Origin of the sequence: Kitasatospora sp. NBC_01302 (assembly GCF_035976515.1) — a bacterium.
GTDB lineage: Bacteria > Actinomycetota > Actinomycetes > Streptomycetales > Streptomycetaceae > Kitasatospora.
The window spans coordinates 3,947,301-3,971,304 of the sequence record NZ_CP108404.1 but is presented as its reverse complement, the minus strand read 5'-3'; the positions used below and the strand labels follow the sequence as shown (position 1 = coordinate 3,971,304).

Genomic DNA, 24,004 nt, shown 5'->3' with positions numbered 1-24,004 from the left:
TTTTTCGCCGACCGTGCTCCTGACAGCCTGTCAGCAGCAGGTCCGGACCTGCTCCGGGTGCGGCGACCTGGGAGGCTGCGGTGACGTTCGGTAGTCGTACAAGTCGTTCGTATGGCTCGCTCGGACGAGCCGCCGCCCCGGGTGGTGCGGCGGCGTTCCCGGGCGTCCCCGTGCCTGCCGCCGCACCTCCTGGCGCAGTCGGGAGCCGGCCGCTGTCCCCTGCCGCCGGTTCCACCGCACCCGCGCGCGGTCCCACGGCGCTCCGGGCCGCCGATGCCGCCGACGGTGGAGCGCCACACGCGCGAGTGGACTGGAATCTTCCACGCGTGGTCCTGCCGGACCGTACGGGCGCGGGCCCGGGCGCCGATGCGCCGCACCTGGCCGGTGCGGCGCGGTCGTACGGTCGCCGGGAGAACGAGCGCGCGCCCGGCGCGGACACGGCCTGCGGGCGAGCCGTGGGCAAAGGGGTGAAGGGGGTCAAGAGGTCGGCCGGTAGAATCGGTGGTGACACCCCCACCGGTCGCCCGCCGCCGCCCTCGCAGGCGCTGCGTGCGACACCTCCCGTTCGCTGCCGGAAGGCCGTCTGTGTCCCCTGCTACCCCCGACCAGTCCGTACCGCCGGTCGACACCGTTCTGGTGGTCGACTTCGGCGCCCAGTACGCCCAGCTCATCGCCCGTCGGGTGCGTGAAGCACGGGTCTACAGCGAGATCGTGCCGAGCACCATGCCGGTCGCCGAGATGCTCGCGAAGAACCCGAAGGCGATCATCCTCTCCGGCGGTCCGTCCTCGGTCTACGAGGAAGGCGCGCCGCGGCTCGACCGCGCGATCTTCGAGGCCGGGGTGCCGGTCTTCGGCATGTGCTACGGCTTCCAGCTGATGGCGATCACGCTCGGCGGGACCGTCGACAACACCGGCGCGCGCGAGTACGGCCGTACCCCGCTGCACGTCAGCAAGAGCGGTTCGACGCTCTTCGAGGGCACCCCGGCCGAGCAGTCGGTCTGGATGTCGCACGGCGACGCCTGCTCCGCCGCGCCCGAGGGCTTCAGCGTGACCGCCGCCACCGACGTGGTCCCGGTCGCCGCCTTCGAGAACGACGAGGCCCGGCTCTACGGCGTCCAGTACCACCCCGAGGTGCTGCACTCCACGCACGGCCAGCAGATCCTGGAGCACTTCCTCTACCGCGGTGCGGGCCTGGCCCCGACCTGGACCACCCACAACGTGGTCGACGAGCAGGTCGCGCTGATCAAGGCGCAGGTCGGCACCAAGCGCGCGATCTGCGGCCTGTCCGGCGGCGTGGACTCCGCGGTCGCGGCGGCGCTGGTGCAGAAGGCCATCGGCTCCCAGCTGACCTGCGTGTACGTGGACCACGGTCTGATGCGCCAGGGCGAGACCGAGCAGGTCGAGAAGGACTTCGTGGCCGCCACCGGCGTCAAGCTCAAGGTGGTCGACGCCCAGGAGCGGTTCCTGACCGCGCTCAAGGGCGTCAGCGACCCGGAGCAGAAGCGCAAGATCATCGGCCGGGAGTTCATCCGGGTCTTCGAGCAGGCGCAGGCCGAGATCGTCGCCGAGGCCGGCGAGCACGGCGAGTCGGTCGACTTCCTGGTCCAGGGCACCCTCTACCCGGACGTGGTGGAGTCCGGTGGCGGCACCGGCACCGCGAACATCAAGTCGCACCACAACGTCGGCGGCCTGCCGGAGGACCTGCAGTTCGAGCTGGTCGAGCCGCTGCGCAAGCTGTTCAAGGACGAGGTCCGGATGGTCGGCCAGGAGCTCGGCCTGCCCGAGGAGATCGTCCAGCGCCAGCCGTTCCCGGGCCCGGGCCTGGGCATCCGGATCGTCGGCGAGGTCACCAAGGAGCGCCTGGACCTGCTGCGCGAGGCCGACGCGATCGCTCGCGAGGAGCTGACCGCGGCCGGTCTCGACCGCGAGATCTGGCAGTGCCCGGTGGTCCTGCTGGCGGACGTGCGCAGCGTCGGCGTGCAGGGCGACGGCCGCACCTACGGTCACCCGATCGTGCTGCGCCCGGTCTCCTCCGAGGACGCGATGACCGCCGACTGGTCGCGGCTGCCCTACGAGGTGCTGGCCAAGATCTCCACCCGGATCACCAACGAGGTGCGCGACGTCAACCGCGTGGTGCTGGACGTGACCAGCAAGCCGCCGGGCACCATCGAGTGGGAGTGATCCCCGGGCGGGTCTGACCGGGCCCGCCGGAAACCTCCCGTCAGTCGTTGAACGGCCGCACCGCCATCCGCGTACCCGTGGATGGCGGTGCGGCCGTTCGCGTCAGATCCTGGCCGGGTCACGGCTGTGCGCCGAGCTGGCGCACAGGTGGGCGGGATACCGTCGGGATCGGGCTGGAACGGGCAGAATCCCACCCGGACCGGTCGCGGGTGGACAGGTTGTGGTGAGAGGCGGACTGCTGTGGGAAGGGTGACGCGATGATGGAGGGGACCACGGACCCGGTCGAGACCGCGGGACCACTCGCCGGGCCGGCGCCCTCGGGGCCGGCCGGGCGGGCGGCGCGAGCGGCGCAGCGCCGGGCGTTCGCCGGCCGGTACGCGCTGCTGCCGGTGCGCCTGTTCCTCGGCGTCACCTTCGCGTACGCGGGCCTGGAGAAGCTCGCCGACAGCCACTACCTGGCCGGCGCCGGCGATCCGCAGTCCTTCTACGCGCAGACCGTGGCCGCCCGGGCGAACAGCCCGATCGGCTGGGCGCTGGCCCCGGCACTGCACCAGCCCACCTTCTTCGGCCTGCTGATCGCCTTCGGCGAGCTGGCGGTCGGGCTCGGCACGCTGTGCGGGCTGTGGGGCCGGGTGGCCGCGCTCGGCGGCACGCTCCTCAGCCTGACCCTGTTCCTGACGGTCAGCTTCCACGTCTCGCCCTACTTCCTGGGCAACGACCTGCCCTACCTGATGGCCTGGACCACCCTGCTGCTGGCCGGGACGCCGTACCTGTCGGTGGACGGCTTCATCGCGGGCCGGGCCGAGCGCGACCGGCGGCGCGGCCTGCCCGAGGAGGCGGTGCGCCGCCGCAGCTTCCTGGACGGCTCCATCGCGGCGGTCGCGCTCGGCGGGGCGGGGCTGCTGGGCGGCTCGCTGACGGCCACCTTCATCCGCCGCAAGCCCAGGCCGGCTTCCGCTGCCACCCCCGCCGGGGGTATCGCGAGTGCCCCCGCGGGCGGTGCGAAGGCCTCGGTCGCCCTCGCGGACGTCCCGGTGGGCGGCTCCGCCACCGTCACCGACCCCGCCAGCGGCGACGCCGTCTACATCGTCCAGCCCGCGGCGGGCCAGTACTGCGGCCTCTCCTCGGTCTGCACGCACGCCGGCTGCGCCGTGGACGCGCCGAAGCAGGGCCAGCTGCGCTGCCCCTGCCACGGTTCGAAGTTCGACGCCGCCACCGGCGCGGTGCTGGCGGGCCCGGCGGTCAAGCCGCTGCCGAGGTACCGGGTCACCAAGAACGGCGACCGGCTCGACCTCGGCCCGCTGCAGTCCTGACGCCCTCAGGCGTCCGGGTCACCGGCGTCCGGGCCCCGGCCGCGGCGGGCCATCGCGGCCACCGCGCCGGCCAGGCCAGCCGCGCCGAGCACGATCAGGGTGATCGGCATGACGATCCGTCCGTTCACCGTGGAGTCGTTCAGCGAGGCGACCAGGTAGACCACGGCGATCGCCGTGAACAGACCGCCCGCCATGAACGAGTAGAGGTCGAACCGATGCCGCTTCATCCCTGCACCACCTGAATGTCGCCGAGGTCGACCACGATGTCGAGGTCGATCGTTCCCTTGCTCGCCGCGCCGCCGACCGGGGCGAGGTGGACCGTCTGCCGGGTGCCGACGTCGCCGTCGAAGGTCCGGTCGGGCAGGTGGATGCTGCCGACCACGGTGTGCAGGGTCAGGTTCGCCTCGACGTCCGGCGGCAGCGTCACGTCGGCCTGGCCCGCGCCGAGGCGCACCGAGCTGCTCACCGTGCCGCTGGCCGGGTCGACCGCCGACAGGTCCAGCGAGATGTCCCCGGCCCCCAGCGCGTACTGGTGCTGCACGGCGGCCGCGCTGGCCGGCGTCCAGGTCCGGTTGCCGACGCCCGCGTGCAGCGAGGTGGCGGAGGTGCTGCCCGCGGCCAGCACGGCGGTGAGCACCAGGGCCGGGACGGTCAGCACCCGGGCGCGGCCGAACTTCACGCCCACCAGCATGGTCAGGCCGAGCCCGAGCAGGCAGGTGGCCAGCACGCCGGAGAGCAGCACCGTGCTGTTCTGGTGCGACCGCAGCGTCCAGACCAGCCAGGCCGCGCCGACCGACAGCAGCAGTCCGAAGGGCGCCAGCACCGAGCGGGGCCGGCGCTCGCGGTGCACCGGGCGCGGCGGCGGCGGTGGCGTCGGTGCGCCCGGGGCGGACTTGCGCAGCGGGTCGCCCTCGGGCAGGTCGCTGCGCTGCCACCAGGGCTGGGCGGGCGCGCCCGGCGGCGGGGTGGCGCCGTAGGGGTTGCGTTCGGGGTGCCGCGGGTCCCACAGGTAGCCGGTGCTGCTGGGGGGCGCGTCGGTGGGGGCGGTGCCCGGCTCGGCGGAGCGGGCCGCCCCCCCGCGCCGGTTCAGCGTCTCCTTGGCCAGGTTGACGTGCTCCTGGATCTCCCCGCTGTGGTTGGCCCACTCCTCGCGCAGGTGCGCCGTGTGGGTGGCCCACTCCTCGCGCATCGCGGCCGTGCGGCTCGCCCACTCCTCGTGGAAGTCGCGCCGCCAGCTCTGCCAGTCGCTCAGCGGCGAGTCTGCGCCCGCACTGCCCGGACCGAGGTCGCCGGGCCGGCCGGTGGGCCGGTCGTACGGACCGCCCTGCCGCGGCGGCTGCCCGAGCCCGCGGGCCCGGCGGCGGCGCTCGGGGTCGTGCCGCACCGCGAAGAAGATCATCGCGCCGAGCAGCAGCAGCGGGAAGGTGGAGTCGCCGCTGCCCATCCAGGAGAAGAAGACCCCGGTGCCGATCACGGTGAGCAGCACCGCGCCGATCGACTGGCCGTCCACCCGGCCGGTCAGCACCCGCTGCAGCTCGGTCCGACCGTGCTTGCCGTCCGGGTGCTCGGTCGGCACGATCAGCCAGGCCAGGCCGTACAGGAACAGCCCGAGCCCGCCGGTCAGGCAGAGCACTGCCGTGACCACCCGGAACACCACCGGATCGATGTCCAGGTGCCGGCCGAGCCCCCCGCAGACCCCCGCCACCACGCGGTGGCTCTCGTCGCGCACCAGGGGCGGGCGTTCGCCCCCGGGCTGTTCCTGGGCGGCCCGCTCGTCCTCGGCCGCGCTCTGCTCCTGCGTCATGGCTCCATCCTGGGGGTTGGGAGCGGCGCGCGGGAGCGGGGTGGGCCCTGTGCGGACCCTGATCTGTCCCTGAGACAGCGCTCAGGGGCAGCCGGCGCCCGCGTGCACCGGGGCGTCGTCGACCAGGCGGTGGGCCTCGCTGTCGAGGGCGCCGAAGAAGGCCACGGCCATCCTGGCGTAGCCGCGGTCGTTGGGGTGGAGCCGGTCGTTCCACTCGTCCTGGGTCAGCGCGGGCGGGGTGACCCAGCTCAGCCGGTTCCCCAGCTCGCGCTCGGTCGACTGGAGGGTCCGGGCCTGGCGGTTGAAGCGGCGCACCTGCGTCTGGAGGCCGTCGGTGGTCGGCAGCAGGCCCTGCAGGATGACGGTGACGCCGGGGCGGTCGGCGAAGATCTGCTCGACCAGGGCCTGCAGGCGGTCGGGGGCGTGGTCCTTGTCCGCCCCGCGGTCCAGGTCGTTGATGCCGATGTGCAGCAGCACGACGTCCGGCCGCTGTGCGGCGAGCCAGCCGTCCACGTGGGAGCGGATGTCGTCGATCATCCAGCCGCTGTGCCCCTCGTGCTGCGGGGAGGGGAAGGAGCCGTCGCGCTGCGAGCCGACGAACTGCACGGTGTAGCGGGACTGTCCGGTGACCAGCTGCCAGAGCGGCAGCCGGTAGCCGGCCTGGCTCTGGCTGCCGACGCCCACGGTGATCGAGTCACCGAGCGGCATCACCCGCAGCAGCGGCGGGGCGGCGTCCCGGTGCGCGGGTGCGGCCTGGGCGGGAACGGAGCTGGCCAGGCCCAGGCCCGCGCAGAGGGTCGCGGACAGCAGGGCGATGATGGTCCGTTTCATGGCGCAACCTCCAGATGTATGACGATCTGTCAGATGCGCCGGATCATAGGATTGTCTGATCTTGAGGCGAGGGGCGACACGCGGGGCTGTACGCCGGACCGGGGGGCGTTGCCGCCGCCTGCCGGGTCCCGCGGCGTCCCGGGAGCGGCCACGGGCGAACCTTAGGGGGAGCACCCTGATGCGCTCGCCCCCGCGCCCGTGTGACCATCTGTGGCGTGGCAGTCCCCGGTACCGAAGCGAACCCGAGCACCTCCGCCGCCGAAGCTCCACCGGGCGGCGGCGGCGAGCCGACCCAGGGCGCGGCCCGGCCGCCGTACCGCAAGCTCTACCGGAGCCCGCACTCGCGGATGCTGGGCGGGGTGGCACACGGACTCGCGGTGCACCTGGGGCTGCCGGTGGTCTGGGTGCGGGCGGCCTTCGTGCTGCTCACCTTCGCCAACGGGATCGGGGTGCTGCTGTACGCGGCCTTCTGGTTCGTGGTGCCGATCGGCATCGGCGAACCGGGGGCGCGCGGCGGACTGGGCGTCAGCTACGTCTGGGCGAACGGCCAGTTCGTGCCGGCCGGCGCCTCCGGCGTGACCCCCGACCCGCTGCGCAAGGGCAGGCGCGGTCGGCTCGGGCGGCTGCGCGACATGCTGCAGGGCACCTTCCAGGGCGAACCGGTGATCGCCGAGACGAGCGGGGCGGCGGGCTCGCCCACCTCGGGCAGCCGGCAGAACCTCGGCCAGCTGGCCGCCCTGCTGATGCTGGTCATCGGCGTGATGGCGCTGCTCAACGTGCTGAACATCCAGTCCTCCAGCCCCTACACCTGGCCGCTGCTGGCGATCGGGGTCGGTGTCGCGCTGGTCTGGCGGCAGGCCGACGACTCGCGCTGGCAGCGCTGGTTCGGCCTGGAGGGCGGCGGCAAGCGGCGGGTGGCCTTCACCCGGGTCGGCGTCGGCGTGCTGCTGGTGACCGTGGGCATCATCGGCTTCCTGGTGCTGCAGGGCGCCGGCTCCACGCTCGCCTCGGTGATCGAGGCGTCGCTCGCGGTGCTCGCCGGCGTCCTGGTGCTGACCGGACCGTACGCGCTGCGGATGTGGCAGGACCTCGCCACCGAGCGCACCGCCCGGATCCGGGCCCAGGAGCGGGCCGAGATCGCCGCGCACATCCACGACTCGGTGCTGCACACCCTCACCCTGATCCAGCGCCGCTCGGAGGACCCCAAGGAGGTCCAGCGCCTGGCCCGGGCCCAGGAGCGCGAGCTGCGGCTGTGGCTCTACCGGCCCGAGGCCGCTGCCGAGGCGGCCCCCGACACGCTGGCCGAGCGGCTGCGCTCGGTGGTGGCCGAGGTGGAGGACCGCCACGGGGTGCCGGTCGAGCTGGTCTGCGTCGGCGACTGCCCGATGGACGAGCGGCTGACCGCACAGATGCAGGCCGCGCGTGAGGCGATGGTGAACGCCGCCAAGTACGGTGGCGGAGGACCGGTGCAGGTCTACGCCGAGGTGGAGGGGAGGACGGTGTCGGTGTTCGTGCGCGACCACGGCCCCGGCTTCGACCCGGACACCGTGCCGGAGGACCGGATGGGCGTCCGCGAGTCGATCATCGGCCGGATGAAGCGCAACGGCGGCACCGCACGGGTGCGTCCCGCGCCGGACGGCGGCACCGAGGTCGAGTTGGAGATGGAGAGAGCTGCTGATGACTGACGCTGTTGCGCCCGACGCCGGGGCGGGGGGCCCCGACCGGCAGGCGCGGGTGGTCCTGGTCGACGACCACCGGATGTTCCGCACCGGTGTGCGCGCCGAGATCGGCCGTACCGAGGCCACCGGCATCGACGTGGTGGGCGAGGCCGACGACGTGGAGTCGGCGGTCAAGGTGGTCGCCGAGACCCGCCCCGACGTGGTGCTGCTCGACGTCCACCTGCCCGGCGGCGGCGGTGTCGAGGTGCTGCGCCGTTCCGCCGCGGTGATGGGTGAGCCGGGTGGCGTGAAGTTCCTGGCGCTGTCGGTCTCCGACGCCGCCGAGGACGTGATCGGCGTGATCCGCGGCGGCGCCCGCGGCTACGTCACCAAGACCATCACCGGTGGCGACCTGGTCAACGCGATCTTCCGGATCGCCGACGGTGACGCGGTCTTCTCGCCGCGGCTGGCCGGCTTCGTGCTGGACGCGTTCGCCGCCACCGACACCCCGCCGGTGGACGAGGACCTGGACCGCCTGACCCAGCGCGAGCGCGAGGTGCTGCGGCTGATCGCCCGCGGATACGCGTACAAGGAGATCGCCAAGCAGCTCTTCATCTCGGTGAAGACGGTGGAGAGCCACGTCTCGGCGGTGCTGCGCAAGCTGCAGTTGAGCAACCGGCACGAGCTGACCCGCTGGGCGACGGCGCGTCGACTGGTCTGAGCCCGCGGGCGGGAGCGCGTGGTGCCCCTAAGGACATACCCAGTATGCAGTTCCTCTAGCATACTGGGTATGCAGTCGTCCGCTCGTGACGATGGCTGTGCCGGGGGAGCTGTGCGCGAGCACGCCCTCGGGTGCGTGAGTTGTCCGGATCCCGCCGCTGCCGTGGGGTCATCGCATGGACCCCGGGCCGAAGAAGCGGGCCGGGGGCATCGTCCGGCCCCGAGAATTCCGGGCCACTAGTTGCCGTATTGTGGAGCACCGTGACCGACACCGCCGCAGCTTCGAGCCTTCCTGCATCCGAAGCGTCCGTCGACGACGAGAATCAGCCGATCACGATCAGGGGGGGCGCCCGGGGGACGGGCGCGCGTCGTGGCGGTCTGCGCGAGTGGCTGTTCCGCGTGACCCCGTACCGGGTCACCGGCCTGATCTTCCTGCTGATCCTGGTGCCGATGTGCGCTGCCCTGCCCTGGTCGGGTGACCAGGGGCAGCACGCGTCGACCATCTGGCGACTGCGGGAGAACTTCTCACACCCGACCAGCCCGCTGATCGACATCTCGGGGACCAACAGTCCCTACTTCGCGCCGTACCAGGTCTTCGGTGCGTTGGTGTCGATGGCCACCGGCCTGGTGCCACTGAAGACGATGCACCTGCTCGCGGTCATGAACGTGCTGCTCGTGATCACCGGGATCGGCGCCTTCGTCCGGTCCCTGACCAGCCGCGCGTGGGCTCCCGTCATAGCCCTGTTCACGTACTTCTTCCTCTGGGGCGTCAACGTCGAGGTGTGGAGCGGCTACGAGTCGTGGCTCTCCTTCTGCCTGGGGCTGTCGTACCCGAGCGCCTTCGCGGCGGGCCTGATGTTCTGGCTGTGGGCCGGCACGCTGCGGCTGCTGGGCCGGGTGCCCGACCGCAACCCGCTCTCCGACAAGCTCGCCGTCCGGATCCCGGCGCACGTGGCGGTCGGCCTGGTGCTGTTCGTCGTCCTGCTGTCGCACCCGTTCACCGGCATCGTGATCTGCCTGGGACTGGCCGGCATCATGATCGGCTCGCTGCGCGGCCTGAGCGTGCGCAACTGGCTGCTGTGGGTCCTGTCCGCGGCCGTCACCCTCGTCGCGGTGCTGGCCTGGCCGTACTTCAGCCTGCTGGACCAGCAGCAGTCCGCCGCCCTGGACGCGATGCACCAGGGTCTCTACAGCGCGCCGCTGGCCTGGTTCGGCTTCGCCCTGGTGCTCGGCCTGCCCGCGCTGTTCATGCGGTTCCGGCGCAACCGCCTCGACCCGCTGGTGCTCACCTTCCTGCTGATCGGCGCGGTCGTGGCGTACGGCTGGTTCAGCGGTCACTACAGCTTCGGCCGCGCCTACCCGGGGCTGGTCATGACGATGCAGCTGGCCGTGGCCGTCGAGGCCGCGGAGATCCCGTGGAAGGACTGGTTCAAGCGCGAGCTGTCGCTGATCCTCACGGTGGCACTGGTCCTGGGCATGTGGGTGCAGGCCGGCACGATCTTCTACCTGATCCCGAAGAAGGACTTCCCCAAGGGGGTGGTCGACAACGTCCAGACCTGGAACCCGTGGCCCGGCTACGAGTGGACCGCCAAGTACGGTCTGAAGTACGGCGACGTGGTGATGACGTCGGGCGAGCGGCCGCTGGACCAGCTGCCCGCGTACGGCTACTACACCGTCAGCACCAACTACCCGGACCCGGCCGTGGCCCAGTCGGTGTTCGACCAGCGCAACCACGACGTCTGGGAGTTCTTCTACTCCAAGGAAGCCAGCGACCAGGACCGCAGCGAGCTGCTGGCCAAGTACCACGCGAGTTGGGTGCTGATCATGCCCGGGCAGGGCGTGGTCCTGCCGAGCGGTCCGCACTACCAGCAGGTGGCGACCAGCCCGCAGGGCGAGTACCTGTACAAGGTGGTCAATCCCTGACATCCCCTCAGCGCGAGCCCCGTGGGCCCGCGTGTGGCACGGCCGGTGGGCATACAGAGCCCACCGGCCGTGCCTGTAGGCTCCCCTTTTGACGACAAGCCCCAGCGCCGCCCGGCGCCCCGTCAGGAAGCGCCGATCGATGCCAATCCCCGTCCTGCCGAGCCGGCTCAAATCCGTCTCGGCCGACCGACCCGCCCGCGCCGAACAGTCGAGGGGCTCCGGCAAGCACAGCCGCCCGCGGCTGTACGTGCTGGACGGGATGCGCCTGCTGGCCGCACTGAGCGTGATGAGCTTCCACCTGATCGGCAAGCCGGTCGGTTGGGAGCAGACCTGGCACGGCCGCCCCGACCAGCTGATGCCCGGACTGCACGGCGTGGCCATCTACGGCTGGATCGGCGTCGAGCTGTTCTTCCTCATCAGCGGCTTCGTGATCTGCATGTCCTGCTGGGGCAAGCGACCGCAGGACTTCTTCGTCTCCCGGGTGGTCAGGCTCTACCCCGCCTACTGGGCGGCGATCGCCATCACCACTGCCGTGGTCCTGTGGGCGGGCTACCCGTTCAGCACGGTCAAGGACCTGACGGCGCGCAACGTCATGGTCAACGCGACCATGCTGCCGTCGCCGCTGGGCGCCCCGCTGGTCGACCCGAGCTACTGGACGCTCTGGGTCGAGATGCTCTTCTACGTGCTGTTCGCCGTCGTGGTGGCGAGGGGTCTGACCTACCGCCGCGTGGTGGCCTTCTGCGGGATCTGGACCTTCCTGGCGGCGATCGCGCCCAGCGTGAACTTCCCGCTGCTCTCGGCCGTCGTGCAGCCCGGCTACGCGCCGCTCTTCGTGGCCGGCATCACCATGTACCTGATGTACCGGTTCGGCAAGAACCTGCTGCTCTGGGGGATGCTCGGCTTCTCGTTCCTGCTCGCGCAGTACCAGCTGCTCGGCACGGTGCAGATGTACCAGATGTACCTGCCGCAGCACATCTCCTGGTCGGTGGCGGCCGGTCTGCTGACCCTCTGCTTCCTGCTGGTGCTGGCCGCCGCGATCGGCTGGTTCAACTGGATCAAGTGGCGCTGGCTGACGGTGGCCGGCTCGCTGACCTACCCGCTGTACCTGCTGCACCAGGAGATCGGGACGACCATGATCTGCTGGCTGCGCCAGTCGATGCAGCCCTACGCCGTGCTGGCCGTCGTGGTCCCGTCCCTGCTGCTGCTCGCCTATATGGTGCACCGCCTGGTGGAGCGGCCGCTGACCCGCGGCATGAAGAAGGGGCTCGACTCCGCCTTCGCCTCGTTGACGGCGATCGACGCGACGGCCGGAGCACCGAGGACCCCCGACACGACGGCCAGAGAACTGAAGGAGCGAACTCCGGTGTGACGTCACGCCACTTGAGTTCCGCCAGCCGCGCCCGTGCTCCGGCCAACCCGGCACGGGTCGCCAGTGACAAAGACGAGGGATGACTTCCATGGCCCAACCAACACTGCCCGCCCCCTTGGCCGAGGAGGCGATACCCGAGGTGCCGGGCTCCGGTCACCGGGCTTTGCGGTTCGGCCGTGCGAGTGGACTCCTGTCCTGGCTGGCACCCGCGCTCGTGATGCTGGTGGTCGGCTTCTACGGCAGTGCCGGACCCCAGCTGTGGGGCGATGAGCTGGCCAGCTGGCGGGCCGCCGACCGGAGCACCTCGCAGCTCTGGCACATGCTGCACAACATAGACGCGGTCTACGGCGTCTACTACCTGCTGCTGCACTTCTGGATCAACGTCTTCGGCGACTCGGCGACCAGCCTGCGCGCCCCGTCCGCGATCGCCATGGCCGGCGCCGCCGCGTTCATCGCGCTGACCGGGCGCAAGCTCTTCTCGGCCCGGGCCGGACTGCTGGCCGGACTGGTCTTCGTGACCATACCCATGGTCTCGCGGTTCGCCCAGGAGGCCCGCCCCTACGCGATCGTCATGTGCGCCGTGGCCGCCGCGACCTTCCTGCTGTTCCGCGCGCTGGAGCGCCCCTCGCTGCTGCGCTGGATCTGCTACGGGCTGTCGGTGACCGTCGTCGGCCTCTTCCAACTCGTGGCGCTGAGCGTGCTGGTGCCGCACTTCTGCCTGGTGGCCCTGCAGTACTGGCCCGGGCGCGGGCGCCCGTGGCGACGACTGGCCGAGTTCACCGGCACGGCGGTGCTGGCGGTGGTACCGGCGCTGCCGCTGGCCCTGGAGGGCCAGACGCAGGTGACCAAGCAGATCTCCTGGATCAGTCGCCCGACGCTCGACTCGCTGCCGGCCCTGTGGGACGGCCTCTTCGGCACGGCGCTGGTCTCGCTGCCGCTGCTCATCCTGGCCGCGATGCCGCTGGGCTGGAACCGCAACCGCCGGCCGGTCTTCCAGTTGCTGCTGATCGGCAGCCTGCCCGTCGTCCTCATCTACCTGGTCTCCACCGAGGGGAACGTCTCCTACTTCCTCACCAGGTACATGCTCTTCATCCTGAGCGCCTGGGCCGTGCTGGCCGGCGCCGGCCTGGCGGCGGTGCGCCCGAAGCTCGTCGCCGTCCTCGCGTTCGCGGTGCTGGTGCCGTTCTGCTGGAAGAACCAGCAGTCGATCCGGACCGCCTACGACCGGGTGCCCTACGACGAGCGCGCCGCGGCCCAGATGATCGCCAAGGGCTACCAGCCCGGTGACGGCCTGGTGATCCCGCACGACCCCACGATCTGGGACGCCGGGGTCGAGGTCTACCTGCCCCAGCGCGTGGTGGACGGCGCGCGGGACGTCTTCCTCCACAAGACCGCGGCCCAGCTCAACGGGCTGGCCGCCGAGGAGTGCCCGCAGCCCGCCGCCTGCGTCGGCGACGAGAAGCGCCTGTGGGTGGTCACCCAGGGCCCCGACCAGCCGGCCGGTACCCAGCGCGACCCGTTGGCCGCCCTCGTCACCAACACCGCGGGTGGCCTCACCCCCGCCGAGGTCACGGCGCTCTCCGCCAAGTACACCGCGACCTCGGTCACGCACCTGAAGGGGATCTGGGTGACGTTGCTGGAGCACCGCTGACCGGCCGACCCGGGCAGTGCGACCGCGGCGGGGGCCGCCGACCCGGTGGGGTCGGTGACCCCCGCCGCAGCGCATGCGGGAGCTACTTCGCGTCCGAGGCCTCGGCCATCGCCTTGAACGAGGACTCCAGCCACGTCTTCAGCTTCGCCGAGAGCGGCCGTTCGACCACCCGGTTGACCAGGTAGGCGACCACCAGCATGATCGCGATCATGGCGCCGAGCGTCTCGCCGGGCGGGAGCGAGCGGCGCAGGTAGGAGATGCCGACCCAGCCGATCTCCTGGTGGAGCAGGTAGAGCGGGTAGGTCAGCGCACCGGCGGTGGTCAGCCACTTCCAGCTGATCCAGTTCAGCTTGCCCAGCGCGGCGGCCAGCACGAGCAGGTAGCAGGCGGTCATGACCAGGCAGGCCACCGTGTAGGTGAGGCCCCGGTTGCCGTCGGACTCGTACTGCTTCATGATCCCCGGCAGCTGGTTCTGCGCCATCATCCAGTCGAACACCAGCATCGCCCAGAGCAGGAACGTCGGCTTGAACCGGTACATCAGGTACATCACGATGCCGCCGATGAAGAACGGCGCGTAGACCGGCTGGGTCACCTCGGTGGCCAGACCGAAGTTGATCATCGGGGTGAAGATCGCGGCGAACGACCAGATCATGCAGAAGAGCACGACCCGGCGGTAGGTCAGTCCGAAGGCCACGACGATGGCGAAGGCCACGTAGAAGCGCATCTCCAGCCAGAGCGTCCAGTAGACCGGGTCGACGGCCGGTGAGCCGATCGGCCACTGCATCATCGACAGGTTGCTGAAGAGGGTGCGGGCGCTGAGGTCGCCGAAGCTGCCGAACGGGCGGGCCGCGTACCAGACCACCGCGGCGGTCAGCAGGACGCAGAACCAGTAGGCCGGGTAGAGGCGGATCACCCGGGAGATGAAGAAGTCGCGCGGGCGCTTGCCCCAGCACGACATGCAGATCACGAAGCCGCTGATCAGGAAGAAGAGTTCGACACCCATCCAGGTGTAGCGACCGATCTCGTGGACGTGCGGCAGCAGGGTCTTGTTGGACCCGTGCCAGACGCGCGGATCGAGCTCCTGGCCGGTGTAGTGGAACAGCAGCACCCCGAGCGCGGCGATCAGCCGCATGCCGTCCAGGGCGTAGAGGCGGGGGCGCCTTCCGGGCCGGGGGGCCGCGGCGGATCCGCCGTCGGTCTGGGCGGGGAGGCTGGCTCGGGCTGCTCCTTCGGTCCGTGTACCGGAGCGCCGGTTCAGCAAGGAGAGCGGGGTCGGCATGGCGGGAGGGGCCTTTGTTCGCAAACGGGAGCGCAGGGAAGGGTCGGATCGGTCAGGGCAACCGGCCGAGTGGGTGGGGCGGCGCTGTGAAAGGACCACGGCGGACCGTTGAAAGGCTCGGCCTTTCGGGAGGGGTCCGCCCGGTCGTCGAGTCACGTCCGGGGGAACGGGACTCGGGCGGCCGCCCGGTGACCGAGTCTTTCAGGCCTCACACATCGTCCGGGTGCGGGCGATGTGAGGATAAGTGGGCGGTTTGTGCCACAGGATTGGGATGGCAGGTGCTCGTCATGGGTCACCAAGATAGGCCATCGGAAAATCCGACCTTTTGCCAGCGTGCTTGATCATTCGCGCGCCGTATCCGGGTGCTGCGCGCCGTTCGTTGGAGTGAACGAGCCCGGGGCGAAACGCAGCCGGCGGATAGAGTCGGCCCGCCTGGACGACATCTCCGGCCTGCCGCGCGTCCAGTTCGGCCCGCGGGCCGCAGGGGCTGCTTCGTCACGTCGGCCGGGCCCGCACTCTGATGAGGAACGCCAGTGCTGCCAATCACCAAAGGGTGGAACGCGGGGCAGGTGACGGCCACGGGCGGCCCGCGGCGGGTGGTGACCGGCCGGGCCGCCGCGCAGTTACGTGCCTGCGCGCCCGCGTTGCTGGGCTATCTCGCGGTGCGCGCGGTGGGCGTGCTGATACTGCTGGTGAACCAGCACTCGGTGCCCGTCCTCACCCGCCTGGGCACCCTGTGGGACGCGCACTGGTACACCGACGTCGCGACCCACGGCTACCGCGACGACATCGGCGTCTACGGTGTGAACGGCGTCCCGTTCTCGACCCGGGCCTTCTTCCCGCTCTATCCGCTGCTGATCCGGGCCGTCACCGGCGTGCTACCGGTCTCGGCGCCCGGTGCAGCGCTGGCCGTGGCCTGGGCGGCCTCGCTGGTCGCGGCGCTGGGCATCTTCGCCGTGGTCGCGCACCGCTACAACCGCCGGGTGGGCGTGATCACGGTGGTGCTCTGGGGGGCGCTGCCGCACGCCGCCGTGCAGAGCATGGCCTACTCCGAGTCCCTGTTCACCGCGCTGGCGGCCTGGTCGCTCCATGCGCTGCAACGCCGCAACTGGATCCGGGCCGGTGTGCTGAGCCTGCTGGCCGGCCTGGTCCGGCCCACCGCCGCGGCCGTCGTCGCGGCCGTGTGCCTGGCGGCCGCCGTCGAGCTGGTCCGGCGGGTGCGCCGGCGCGAGGCGGAGCACGGGGACGCCCCCGCCTGGTGGCGGATCGTGCTGGGGGCGGGGCTCGCGCCGCTGGGGATCGTCGGCTACATCGGTTACGTCGACCACGTGCGCCGGTCCTGGAGCGGCTACTCCTACATCCAGTCCGCCTGGGGGACGCAGTTCGACGGCGGCATGGGGACCGCCCGCTGGCTCGACCAGATGTTCCTGAGCCCGGGCAGCCCGCCCCAGCTGCTGAACCAGGTGGTGATAGCGCTGGTCGTGGTGGCCTACGTGGTCCTCTTCCTGCTCGCGCTGGTGCAGCGGCAGCCGCTGCCGTGGCTGGTCTACGGCGCGACGATCCTGGCCGTGGCGATCGGCAGCAGCTCGACCGACGCCGCCCGGGCGCGGTTCCTGGTGCCGGCCTTCGTGCTGCTGGTGCCGTTGGCCGCGGGCCTGTCGCGGGTGCGCTCCCGGGCCTCGCTCGGGGTGCTGCTCGGCTCGGCGGCGGTCTGCTCCGGTTTCTACGGCGTCTACCTGGTCTTCGCGAACTCCTACTCGCCGTGATCCGCGCTCCGGGCGGGATCCGGGGCGCGGGCGGACGGGTTGTCGGCGGCGGGCCATAGACTCGGAGAGCCATGAGTAGCCTCTTTGACGACCTCCCGCTGCCCGGCTTCGAGCCCTTCGAGGCGAAGCCCGCCGCCGACGCGATGCCCGTGCACCTGGCCGAGGAGCCTCCGCCGGAGGACTACGACGGCCCCGGCGGGTACGAGGAAGAGATCCCCAGTGACCTCTTCCACACCGACCACGCCGCGCAGTCCGAGCGCGACGCCTACTACCGCAACGGCGCCCACCGCACCGTGGTCGACCCGGCCCAACTGCTGGAGGGGATGAACGACCCGCAGCGCGAGGCGGTGCTGCACGCCGGGGCGCCGCTGCTGATCGTGGCCGGTGCCGGTTCGGGCAAGACCCGGGTGCTGACCCACCGGATCGCCTACCTGCTGGGTGCCCGCGGGGTGCAGCCGGGCGAGATCCTGGCGATCACCTTCACCAACAAGGCGGCCGGCGAGATGCGCGAGCGCGTCGAGCAGTTGGTGGGGCCGCGGGCGCGGGCGATGTGGGTGTCCACCTTCCACAGCGCGTGCGTGCGGATCCTGCGCCGGGAGAGCAAGCGGCTCGGCTTCACCTCCAGCTTCTCGATCTACGACTCGGCCGACTCGCAGCGGCTGATGTCGCTGGTCTGCCGGGACCTGGACCTGGACCCCAAGCAGTTCCCGCCGAAGTCGTTCACCGCCAAGGTCTCCAACCTCAAGAACGAGCTGATCGACGAGGAGACCTACGCCGGGCAGGCCGCCAACCCGATGGAGCGCAAGCTCGCGGAGGCGTACACGCTCTACCAGGCGCGGCTGCGCGAGGCCAACGCGCTGGACTTCGACGACATCATCATGACCACGGTCAACCTGCTGCAGGCCTTCCCGGACGCGGCCGAGCACTACCGGCGCCGGTTCCGGCACATCCTGGTGGACGAGTACCAGGACACCAACCACGCGCAGTACATGCTGGTGCGCGAGCTGACCGGCGGCGCGGCGGGCTCGGCGCCCAGGCGCACGGTGGACGGCGACTTCGTGAACCCCGCCGCCGCGGGGCTCGCCGAGCTGCCGCCGGCCGAGCTGTGCGTGGTGGGTGACGCCGACCAGTCGATCTACGCCTTCCGCGGTGCGACGATCCGCAACATCCTCCAGTTCGAGGAGGACTACCCCGACGCCACCACGATCCTGCTGGAGCAGAACTACCGCTCCACCCAGACGATCCTGAGCGCCGCCAACGCGGTGATCGAGCGCAACGCCAACCGCCGCGAGAAGAAGCTCTGGACGGCCGGGGATCACGGCGAGAAGGTGGTCGGCTACGTCGCCGACGACGAGCACGGCGAGGCGCAGTTCATCGCCGAGGAGATCGACCGGCTGACGGATGCCGGCGACGCCAAGCCCGGTGACGTGGCGATCTTCTACCGGACGAACGCCCAGTCCCGGGTCTTCGAGGAGGTGTTCATCCGGGTCGGGCTGCCGTACAAGGTGGTCGGCGGGGTGCGCTTCTACGAGCGCCGGGAGGTCCGCGACGTGCTGGCCTACCTGCGGGTGCTCTCCAACCCCGAGGACACCGTGCCGCTGCGCCGGATCCTCAACGTGCCCAAGCGCGGCATCGGCGACCGCGCGGAGGCGATGATCGAGGCGCTGGCCTCGCGCGAGCGGATCTCCTTCGCCCAGGCGCTGCTGCGCGTCGACGAGGCGTACGGGATGGCCGCGCGCTCGGCCAACGCGGTGCGCAAGTTCAACGAGCTGCTGGCCGGGCTGCGCCAGGTGGTCGAGTCGGGGGCCGGGCCGGCCGCCGTGCTGGAGGCGGTCCTGGAGGAGACCGGGTACCTGGCCGAGCTGCAGTCCTCCACGGACCCGCAGGACGAGACCCGGGTGGAGAACCTCCAGGAGCTCGCCTCGGTGGCCCTGGAGTACGAGCAGGACCCGGGCGAGCGCCCCGACGCGGGCGAGGACGGCGCGCCGCCGGTCGGCTCGCTGGCCGACTTCCTGGAGCGGGTCGCGCTGGTCGCCGACTCCGACCAGATCCCGGACGAGGAGGACGGCGCGGGCGTCATCACGATGATGACCCTGCACACCGCCAAGGGCCTGGAGTTCCCGGTGGTCTTCCTGACCGGCATGGAGGACGGCATCTTCCCGCACATGCGGGCGCTGAGCCAGGTCAAGGAGCTGGAGGAGGAGCGCCGGCTCGCCTACGTCGGCCTGACCCGGGCCCGGCAGCGGCTCTACCTGACCCGCAGCGTGCTGCGCAGCGCCTGGGGGCAGCCGGCCTACAACCCGGCCTCGCGGTTCCTGGAGGAGATCCCGACCGAGCTGGTGCAGTGGAAGCGCACCGGCGCGGCCGCGGTGCCGGCTGCCCGCGGGCTGTCGACCAGCGGCTCGCGCGGCTCGGGGGGCGGCTCCTCCTCGGGCGGCGCGGCCTCGCCGAAGGCGGGCTGGGGCAAGTCGGCGCGCAAGGTGACGGAGCGGGAGGTGGTCGCGCTGGCGGTCGGCGACCGGGTCAGCCACGACAGCTTCGGGCTGGGCACCGTGGTGAGCACCGAAGGGGTGGCGGACCGGGCGAAGGCCACCATCGACTTCGGCGCCTCGGGCCGCAAGGTGCTGCTGCTGCGGTACGCGCCGGTCGAGAAGCTCTGACGGGCGCGCCCTCGCACGGTCCGGACGCCACCCGGCGCTAACCTCCCCTCAGGTCGGTTGTCGCCGGGTGACGTTGGAGGCGCAGATGGTGGGGTCGGGCCCGATCCGGGTGGTGGTCGCCAAGCCAGGTCTCGACGGCCACGACCGCGGTGTCAAGGTGATCGCCCGGGCCCTGCGGGACGCCGGGGTGGAGGTGATCTACACCGGCCTGCACCAGACGCCCGAGCAGGTGGTGGACACCGCGATCCAGGAGGACGCCGCCGGGATCGGCCTGTCGATCCTGTCCGGCGCGCACATGACGCTCTGCGCCCGGGTGCTCGACCTGCTCCGGGAGCGGGGCGCGGCGGACATCACGGTGTTCTGCGGCGGCATCATCCCGGCCGCCGACATCCCCGAGCTGAAGGCGCTGGGCGTCGCGGAGATCTTCACCCCGGGCACCCCGACCGGCGAGGTGGTGGCCTGGGTGCAGGCCAATCTCGGTGCCGCTGAGTCTGGTTGACGAACCATCAGATCTCTTCCCCGGTGAGTTCGGCGAGCATCTCCGCGCGGAACCGCAGCGTGCCGGCCAGCCGGGCGAAGGTCTCCGCCCAGGCGGTGTCCGGCGCGGCGTCGGCGGCCAGCGCGGCGACCGCTGGTGCGGTGGCCGGTGCGAGCGAACGTTCCGTCAGGCCCAGCACGCCGCTGTGGTTCCACGGGTAGGAACCGGCCGTGGCCGCCCGTTCCAGGGCCGCCACCACGGCGGTACTGAGCGGCGGGGTCCACGGGGTGGCGCAGGCGCCGAGCAGCTGGAAGGCGTCGCCGGGGCCGTGGGTGCGCAGGAAGGCCGCGGTCCACAGGGCCCGCTCGGGCGGCGGCAGCACGGCGAGCAGCCGGGCGGGCGCACCGGCGACGGCCGGCGAGCCGGCCCGGCGCGGGGGCGGGCCGAGCAGCGCCCGGGCCCAGGAGGCGTCGCCCTGGCGCACCGCGGCCCGGGCCCAGGCCTCGTGCAGCTCGTCGCGCCAGGGGCCGCCGTCGGCGGCCGGTCCGGCGTGGGCGCCGACCTGCGTGCGGGCGTCCGCGACGGGCAGGGCGAGCAGCCGGCCTGGCGGCAGGCCGAAGGAGTGCGTCCAGCAGGAGAGCGGCGTGGCGGCCAGCACCTCGCCCAGCCACCAGGCCTGCTCGCCGCGCCCGGTCGGCGACTTGGGCGGGATCCCGTCGTGCTGCATCGCGGCGTCGCAGGCGGTGGGCGGGGTGACCAGCAGCACGCCGTCGACCAGCCGCACCGCGGCCTGGGCCCGCTCGGCCATCCGCCGGCCGAGCGCGGAGCCGGGCAGGGTGGAGAGCAGTTCGGCGGCCGTGGCGCGGACGTTCCTGCTGCGGTCGGTCAGGGCGGCCTCCAGGAACGGCTCGTCGGCCGGCGAGAGGCCCTCCTGCAGGGCGTCCAGGAAGAGCAGCCGGTCCTCGGCCCGTTCGCTCGGCCAGGTGCCGGCGAGCAGCGCGAGCGCGGCGGCCGGATCCCGGCGGCGCACCCTGGTCAGGTGGGTGACCCGCTCGGCGAAGAGGCCCTGCTGCCAGACGAGGTCCGTCCCGGTAGGCCCCTCGGCGCCCGCGGTGCGCAGCACGTAGCGCCACTGTGGGTTCCGCTCGGCCAGCCAGCGGCCGAGCGGACCGGCCAGCGCCACCGCGTCACCGCGCAGTTCGCCGCGGGCCCGGGCGGCCTCCAGCAGCGCCGGGACCTGGGCGGCGGGCGGGCGGTAGCCGCGCTCGCGGGCCAGGGAGAGCCACTGCGGCAGCAGTTCGGCGAGATTGGGCTGGGTGGTGGTGCCGGCGGCCCGGCCGGCCAGCAGCACGGCGAGCCGGCGGGCCGCCGCGGCGGGCAGTTCGGGGCGCTCGTCGTCCCCGGCCGGGGGTTCCGGCGCCGGGGCGGGCAGCGGGAGCAGCCCCGCCCGGCGCCGGACGGCGGTCAGCGCGGCCAGCTCCAGCAGGGCGGTGGCCGGGTCGGTCCGGTCCACGCCCGCGGCGGCGGCCTGCAGGGCGGGCGGGCCGTCCGGCTCGGGCAGCGGGCGGCGGTCGGTGCCCAGCAGGGCGGTGCTCTGCAGCTGGTCCCAGTAGTCGCTGCTCATGCGGCTCCTCCCGTGGTCAGGCCGGTGGCGCGGCCCTGCTCGTCCCAGACCGTCACCGGGGTGAACCCGCGGTGGCCGCACTCGCCGAAGACCGTCACCGGACGGCCGCCGGAGACCGCGGCCAGCCGCCAGAGCGCCTGCTCGGGGGTGGCGTGCAGGGGCAGGGCATGCTGACGATCCGTCAACTGCCAGCCGTCGGCGGTGGCGATGGGCCGTACGTCGCGCAGCACCACGGGCCAGGTCTCCGTCCAGGGGTCCGCGGCGACGGCCTCCCCGTAGTGGGCGAGGGCGGCGGACACCGGCTCGGCCGGCGGCGCGCCGGGCGTGGGGCCGGGGGCGCCGTGCCGGGGGCCGAGGACGGCGCGCAGCGGCCGGGCGCCCGGGTGGAAGGCCAGCTCCGCTTCCAGCAACCAGCCGGTGGGCAAGGTCGGTTCGGGGGCCTGGCCGGGGCGGCCGTAGGAGAGCAGCAGGGCCGATCGGCCGGTCTTGGCGCCGCGCAGCCACAGGCGGCGGGTGGTCAGCGGGCCGTCGGTGCTGTCGCGGCTGCCGAGGACCAGCCAGTGGTCGCGCACGGTGGGGCCGGCCAGCAGCTCGGCGCTGTCGACGGTGAAGCCGACCCGGGCGCGCACGGTGTGGGCCAGCGGCTCGGGCAGCTCGCCGATCCGCTCGCAGGCGGTGGCGAGCAGGTGCAGCAGGGCGTGGCCGGCGAGCTGCCCGTCGGCCGGGAGGCGGTCCAACTCCGCTGCTCCGGAGGCGAGTCCGGGAGCCTGGGCGTCCACCATCCGGGCCGCGACCTCCGCCCAGCCGCCCGCGGCGGCGCCCGGGTCGGCCAGTCCGCGCCGCACCCGGTCGGCCAGTCGTAGCCGCAACTCGGCTGCGCCGGCGGCGACTCGGGCCGCCCGCCGGTCGGCGCGCCGCCGCGCGGCGACGGGGTCGGCGGGAGCCGCGGCGGGCTCGGCCCGCCGCCGGCGCCCGGCCAGCCACCGGGCGGCCCAGTCGGCCGGCTCGGCCCCGGCCGGCACCGCCGCCGGGTCGCCGCTCCACAGCAGGAGCAGGCCCAGCGCGTGCTTGCACGGGAGGGTCCGGCTGGGGCAACTGCACTGGTAGGCAGGCGTGGAGAACTCGACCACCGTCCGGTACGGCGCGCTCCCGCTGCCCTGGCACAGCCCCCAGAGCGCCCCCTGCCCGCACCCGGTCCGCGACCAGGCGGCGGGGGAGGAGAGCCTGCCGCCCGCCGCGCGCGCGGCCGCGTCGGATGCGAGGGACAGGACGTGTTCGGTGCTCCAGCGTTCCTCCATGACGCGAACGCTAGGACGGGGGACTGACAGGGGTTCAGGCGCGCCGATCGTGCCCGCCGGATTGTCAGTGGCGTACGGCAGAGTGGTTCTCGCAGGTCGGACGGGAGGTCGATCCCGGGCCTGCGAGCCGAGCCGACGCTCCCCATCACCCCACCGTCCCGGGCATCGCCGTGCCCTGGGACGGGCGATCCGAAGGAGCCCCGATGACCACCCCTACCGAGAGCACCGCCGAGGTCCTGCGGGCGCACGCCGAGGAGGCATTCGCCGGTGAGCTGGCGGCGCTGGCCGCGCAGGACGAGCGGCCCCGGCCGGCCGGCTGGCGGCTGTCGCCGTGGGCGGTGGCCACCTATCTGCTGGGCGGCGAGCTGCCGGACGGCACCGTGATCACGCCCAAGTACGTCGGTCCGCGGCGGATCGTGGAGGTCGCGGTCAGCACGCTGGCCACCGACCGGGCGCTGCTGCTGCTCGGGGTGCCCGGCACCGCCAAGACCTGGGTCTCCGAGCACCTGGCGGCGGCGGTCAGCGGCGACTCGACGCTGCTGGTGCAGGGCACCGCGGGCACCGGCGAGGAGGCCGTGCGGTACGGCTGGAACTACGCGCAGCTGCTCGCGAACGGTCCCAGCCGGGCGGCGCTGGTGCCCTCGCCGGTGCTGCGGGCGATGGCCGGGGGCAAGATCGCCCGGGTCGAGGAGCTGACCCGGATCCCGGCCGACGTGCAGGACAGCCTGATCACCGTGCTCTCCGAAAAGACGTTGCCGATACCGGAGTTGAACGGGGAGACTCAGGCTGTCCGCGGGTTCAACCTGATCGCCACCGCCAACGATCGCGACCGCGGGGTCAACGAACTCTCCAGTGCGCTGCGCCGCCGTTTCAACACGGTGGTCCTTCCGCTGCCGGCGACGCTCGACGAGGAGGTCGGGATCGTCGAGCGGCGGGTCGGGCAGCTCGGCCGCGCGCTGGAGCTGCCCGAGCTGCCGGGCGGTGCGCAGGAGATCCGTCGGGTGGTGACGGTCTTCCGCGAACTGCGCGACGGCGTCACCGTCGACGGCCGGACCAAGGTCAAGAGTCCGACCGGCACCCTCTCCACCGCCGAGGCCATCTCGGTGGTCACCGCAGGCCTCGCGCTCGCCGCCCACTTCGGCGACGGCGTGCTGCGGGCGGGCGAGGTGGCGGCCGGGGTGCTCGGGGCGGTGGTGCGCGACCCGGTCGGCGACCAGGTGGTGTGGGGGGAGTACGTGGAGGGCGTGCTGCGCGAGCGGGACGGCTGGCAGGACTTCTACCGGGCCGCCCGCGAACTGGCCGGATGAATGAACATCCCTGAGAAGAAAAGGAGTTGGACGAACTGACCGAGCCGTACGGCCGGACCGGAGCAGAACGGACCGACCGACCTGAACGACCTGAACGACCTGAACGACGTGAACGACCTGAACGACGTGAACGACGTGAACG

17 protein-coding genes are annotated in these 24,004 nt (G+C 72.5%); 11 read left to right on the top strand and 6 right to left on the bottom strand.

Annotated features, from left to right (window positions below):
- Positions 1 to 585 precede the first annotated feature (585 nt).
- Complete coding sequence (gene guaA, locus OG294_RS16885; RefSeq protein ID WP_327067334.1) at positions 586 to 2,181, top strand: glutamine-hydrolyzing GMP synthase; 1,596 nt, start codon at positions 586 to 588, stop codon at positions 2,179 to 2,181.
- A gap of 260 nt (positions 2,182 to 2,441) precedes the next feature.
- Complete coding sequence (locus OG294_RS16880; protein ID WP_327067333.1) at positions 2,442 to 3,494, top strand: Rieske 2Fe-2S domain-containing protein; 1,053 nt, start codon at positions 2,442 to 2,444, stop codon at positions 3,492 to 3,494.
- Positions 3,495 to 3,499: 5 nt separating this feature from the next.
- Here OG294_RS16880 and OG294_RS16875 read toward each other — a convergent pair whose 3' ends face one another.
- The 3 genes from OG294_RS16875 to OG294_RS16865 all read right to left on the bottom strand — a co-directional run bounded on the left by OG294_RS16875 (position 3,500) and on the right by OG294_RS16865 (position 6,129).
- Entirely contained in the window at positions 3,500 to 3,721 is a 222-nt protein-coding gene (locus OG294_RS16875; RefSeq protein ID WP_327067332.1) for a hypothetical protein, read from the bottom strand.
- Positions 3,718 to 5,298 (bottom strand): PspC domain-containing protein, encoded by a 1,581-nt coding sequence (locus OG294_RS16870; RefSeq protein WP_327067331.1) that lies wholly within the window; start codon positions 5,296 to 5,298, stop codon positions 3,718 to 3,720. Before OG294_RS16870 ends, OG294_RS16875 begins: the two co-directional genes overlap by 4 nt.
- Positions 5,299 to 5,379: 81 nt before the next feature.
- Complete coding sequence (locus tag OG294_RS16865; protein ID WP_327067330.1) at positions 5,380 to 6,129, bottom strand: SGNH/GDSL hydrolase family protein; 750 nt, start codon at positions 6,127 to 6,129, stop codon at positions 5,380 to 5,382.
- 347 nt (positions 6,130 to 6,476) lie between these two features.
- Here OG294_RS16865 and OG294_RS16860 point away from each other — a divergent pair, with 347 nt between their 5' ends.
- From OG294_RS16860 to OG294_RS16840, 5 genes are all read left to right on the top strand, one after another.
- Positions 6,477 to 7,814, top strand: coding sequence for a PspC domain-containing protein (locus tag OG294_RS16860; RefSeq protein WP_442789335.1), 1,338 nt, complete (start codon positions 6,477 to 6,479; stop codon positions 7,812 to 7,814).
- Positions 7,807 to 8,508, top strand: coding sequence for a response regulator transcription factor (locus tag OG294_RS16855; RefSeq protein ID WP_327067328.1), 702 nt, complete (start codon positions 7,807 to 7,809; stop codon positions 8,506 to 8,508). The genes OG294_RS16860 and OG294_RS16855 overlap by 8 nt, the downstream gene beginning before the upstream one ends.
- A 398-nt stretch (positions 8,509 to 8,906) precedes the next feature.
- Complete coding sequence (locus tag OG294_RS16850) at positions 8,907 to 10,430, top strand: hypothetical protein (RefSeq protein ID WP_327067327.1); 1,524 nt, start codon at positions 8,907 to 8,909, stop codon at positions 10,428 to 10,430.
- 139 nt (positions 10,431 to 10,569) lie between these two features.
- A complete protein-coding gene (locus tag OG294_RS16845) occupies positions 10,570 to 11,799 on the top strand; it encodes an acyltransferase family protein (protein ID WP_327067326.1) in 1,230 nt (409 codons plus the stop codon).
- An 88-nt stretch (positions 11,800 to 11,887) separates the two neighbouring features.
- A complete protein-coding gene (locus tag OG294_RS16840; RefSeq protein WP_327067325.1) occupies positions 11,888 to 13,450 on the top strand; it encodes a glycosyltransferase family 39 protein in 1,563 nt (520 codons plus the stop codon).
- Positions 13,451 to 13,532: 82 nt separating this feature from the next.
- On the opposite strand, the gene OG294_RS16835 is transcribed toward OG294_RS16840, so the two are convergent.
- Positions 13,533 to 14,729 (bottom strand): acyltransferase family protein, encoded by a 1,197-nt coding sequence (locus tag OG294_RS16835; RefSeq protein ID WP_327067324.1) that lies wholly within the window; start codon positions 14,727 to 14,729, stop codon positions 13,533 to 13,535.
- Between the two features lie 569 nt (positions 14,730 to 15,298).
- Here OG294_RS16835 and OG294_RS16830 point away from each other — a divergent pair.
- The 3 genes from OG294_RS16830 to OG294_RS16820 all read left to right on the top strand — a co-directional run bounded on the left by OG294_RS16830 (position 15,299) and on the right by OG294_RS16820 (position 19,654).
- Complete coding sequence (locus OG294_RS16830; RefSeq protein ID WP_327067323.1) at positions 15,299 to 16,495, top strand: hypothetical protein; 1,197 nt, start codon at positions 15,299 to 15,301, stop codon at positions 16,493 to 16,495.
- Between the two features lie 71 nt (positions 16,496 to 16,566).
- Positions 16,567 to 19,155 carry a DNA helicase PcrA gene (pcrA, locus tag OG294_RS16825; protein ID WP_327067322.1) on the top strand — a complete coding sequence of 863 codons (2,589 nt, stop codon included), beginning with the start codon at positions 16,567 to 16,569 and terminating at the stop codon, positions 19,153 to 19,155.
- A gap of 85 nt (positions 19,156 to 19,240) precedes the next feature.
- Positions 19,241 to 19,654 carry a cobalamin B12-binding domain-containing protein gene (locus OG294_RS16820; protein WP_327067321.1) on the top strand — a complete coding sequence of 138 codons (414 nt, stop codon included), beginning with the start codon at positions 19,241 to 19,243 and terminating at the stop codon, positions 19,652 to 19,654.
- A gap of 7 nt (positions 19,655 to 19,661) precedes the next feature.
- Here the strand turns inward: OG294_RS16820 and OG294_RS16815 are convergent, their stop codons facing one another.
- Together OG294_RS16815 and OG294_RS16810 are read right to left on the bottom strand one after the other, a co-directional pair.
- A complete protein-coding gene (locus OG294_RS16815) occupies positions 19,662 to 21,257 on the bottom strand; it encodes a DUF5691 domain-containing protein (RefSeq protein WP_327067320.1) in 1,596 nt (531 codons plus the stop codon).
- Positions 21,254 to 22,555, bottom strand: coding sequence for an SWIM zinc finger family protein (locus OG294_RS16810; protein WP_327067319.1), 1,302 nt, complete (start codon positions 22,553 to 22,555; stop codon positions 21,254 to 21,256). The genes OG294_RS16815 and OG294_RS16810 overlap by 4 nt, the downstream gene beginning before the upstream one ends.
- Positions 22,556 to 22,758: 203 nt before the next feature.
- On the opposite strand from OG294_RS16810, the gene OG294_RS16805 reads away from it, so the two are divergent.
- The gene (locus OG294_RS16805) at positions 22,759 to 23,862 is read left to right on the top strand and encodes an ATP-binding protein (protein ID WP_327067318.1); all 1,104 of its coding nucleotides are present in this window, start codon (positions 22,759 to 22,761) and stop codon (positions 23,860 to 23,862) included.
- Positions 23,863 to 24,004 lie beyond the last annotated feature (142 nt).

Excerpts from the sequence above, each read along its gene's own strand:
- OG294_RS16880 (WP_327067333.1), top strand. The coding sequence starts at position 2,442 with ATGGAGGGGACCACGGACCCGGTCGAGACCGCGGGACCACTCGCCGGG.
- OG294_RS16875 (WP_327067332.1), bottom strand. The coding sequence starts at position 3,721 with ATGAAGCGGCATCGGTTCGACCTCTACTCGTTCATGGCGGGCGGTCTG.
- OG294_RS16870 (WP_327067331.1), bottom strand. The coding sequence starts at position 5,298 with ATGACGCAGGAGCAGAGCGCGGCCGAGGACGAGCGGGCCGCCCAGGAA.
- OG294_RS16865 (WP_327067330.1), bottom strand. The coding sequence starts at position 6,129 with ATGAAACGGACCATCATCGCCCTGCTGTCCGCGACCCTCTGCGCGGGC.
- OG294_RS16860 (WP_442789335.1), top strand. The coding sequence starts at position 6,477 with ATGCTGGGCGGGGTGGCACACGGACTCGCGGTGCACCTGGGGCTGCCG.
- OG294_RS16855 (WP_327067328.1), top strand. The coding sequence starts at position 7,807 with ATGACTGACGCTGTTGCGCCCGACGCCGGGGCGGGGGGCCCCGACCGG.
- OG294_RS16845 (WP_327067326.1), top strand. The coding sequence starts at position 10,570 with ATGCCAATCCCCGTCCTGCCGAGCCGGCTCAAATCCGTCTCGGCCGAC.
- OG294_RS16840 (WP_327067325.1), top strand. The coding sequence starts at position 11,888 with ATGGCCCAACCAACACTGCCCGCCCCCTTGGCCGAGGAGGCGATACCC.
- OG294_RS16835 (WP_327067324.1), bottom strand. The coding sequence starts at position 14,729 with ATGCCGACCCCGCTCTCCTTGCTGAACCGGCGCTCCGGTACACGGACC.
- pcrA (WP_327067322.1), top strand. The coding sequence starts at position 16,567 with ATGAGTAGCCTCTTTGACGACCTCCCGCTGCCCGGCTTCGAGCCCTTC.
- OG294_RS16820 (WP_327067321.1), top strand. The coding sequence starts at position 19,241 with ATGGTGGGGTCGGGCCCGATCCGGGTGGTGGTCGCCAAGCCAGGTCTC.
- OG294_RS16815 (WP_327067320.1), bottom strand. The coding sequence starts at position 21,257 with ATGAGCAGCGACTACTGGGACCAGCTGCAGAGCACCGCCCTGCTGGGC.
- OG294_RS16810 (WP_327067319.1), bottom strand. The coding sequence starts at position 22,555 with ATGGAGGAACGCTGGAGCACCGAACACGTCCTGTCCCTCGCATCCGAC.
- OG294_RS16805 (WP_327067318.1), top strand. The coding sequence starts at position 22,759 with ATGACCACCCCTACCGAGAGCACCGCCGAGGTCCTGCGGGCGCACGCC.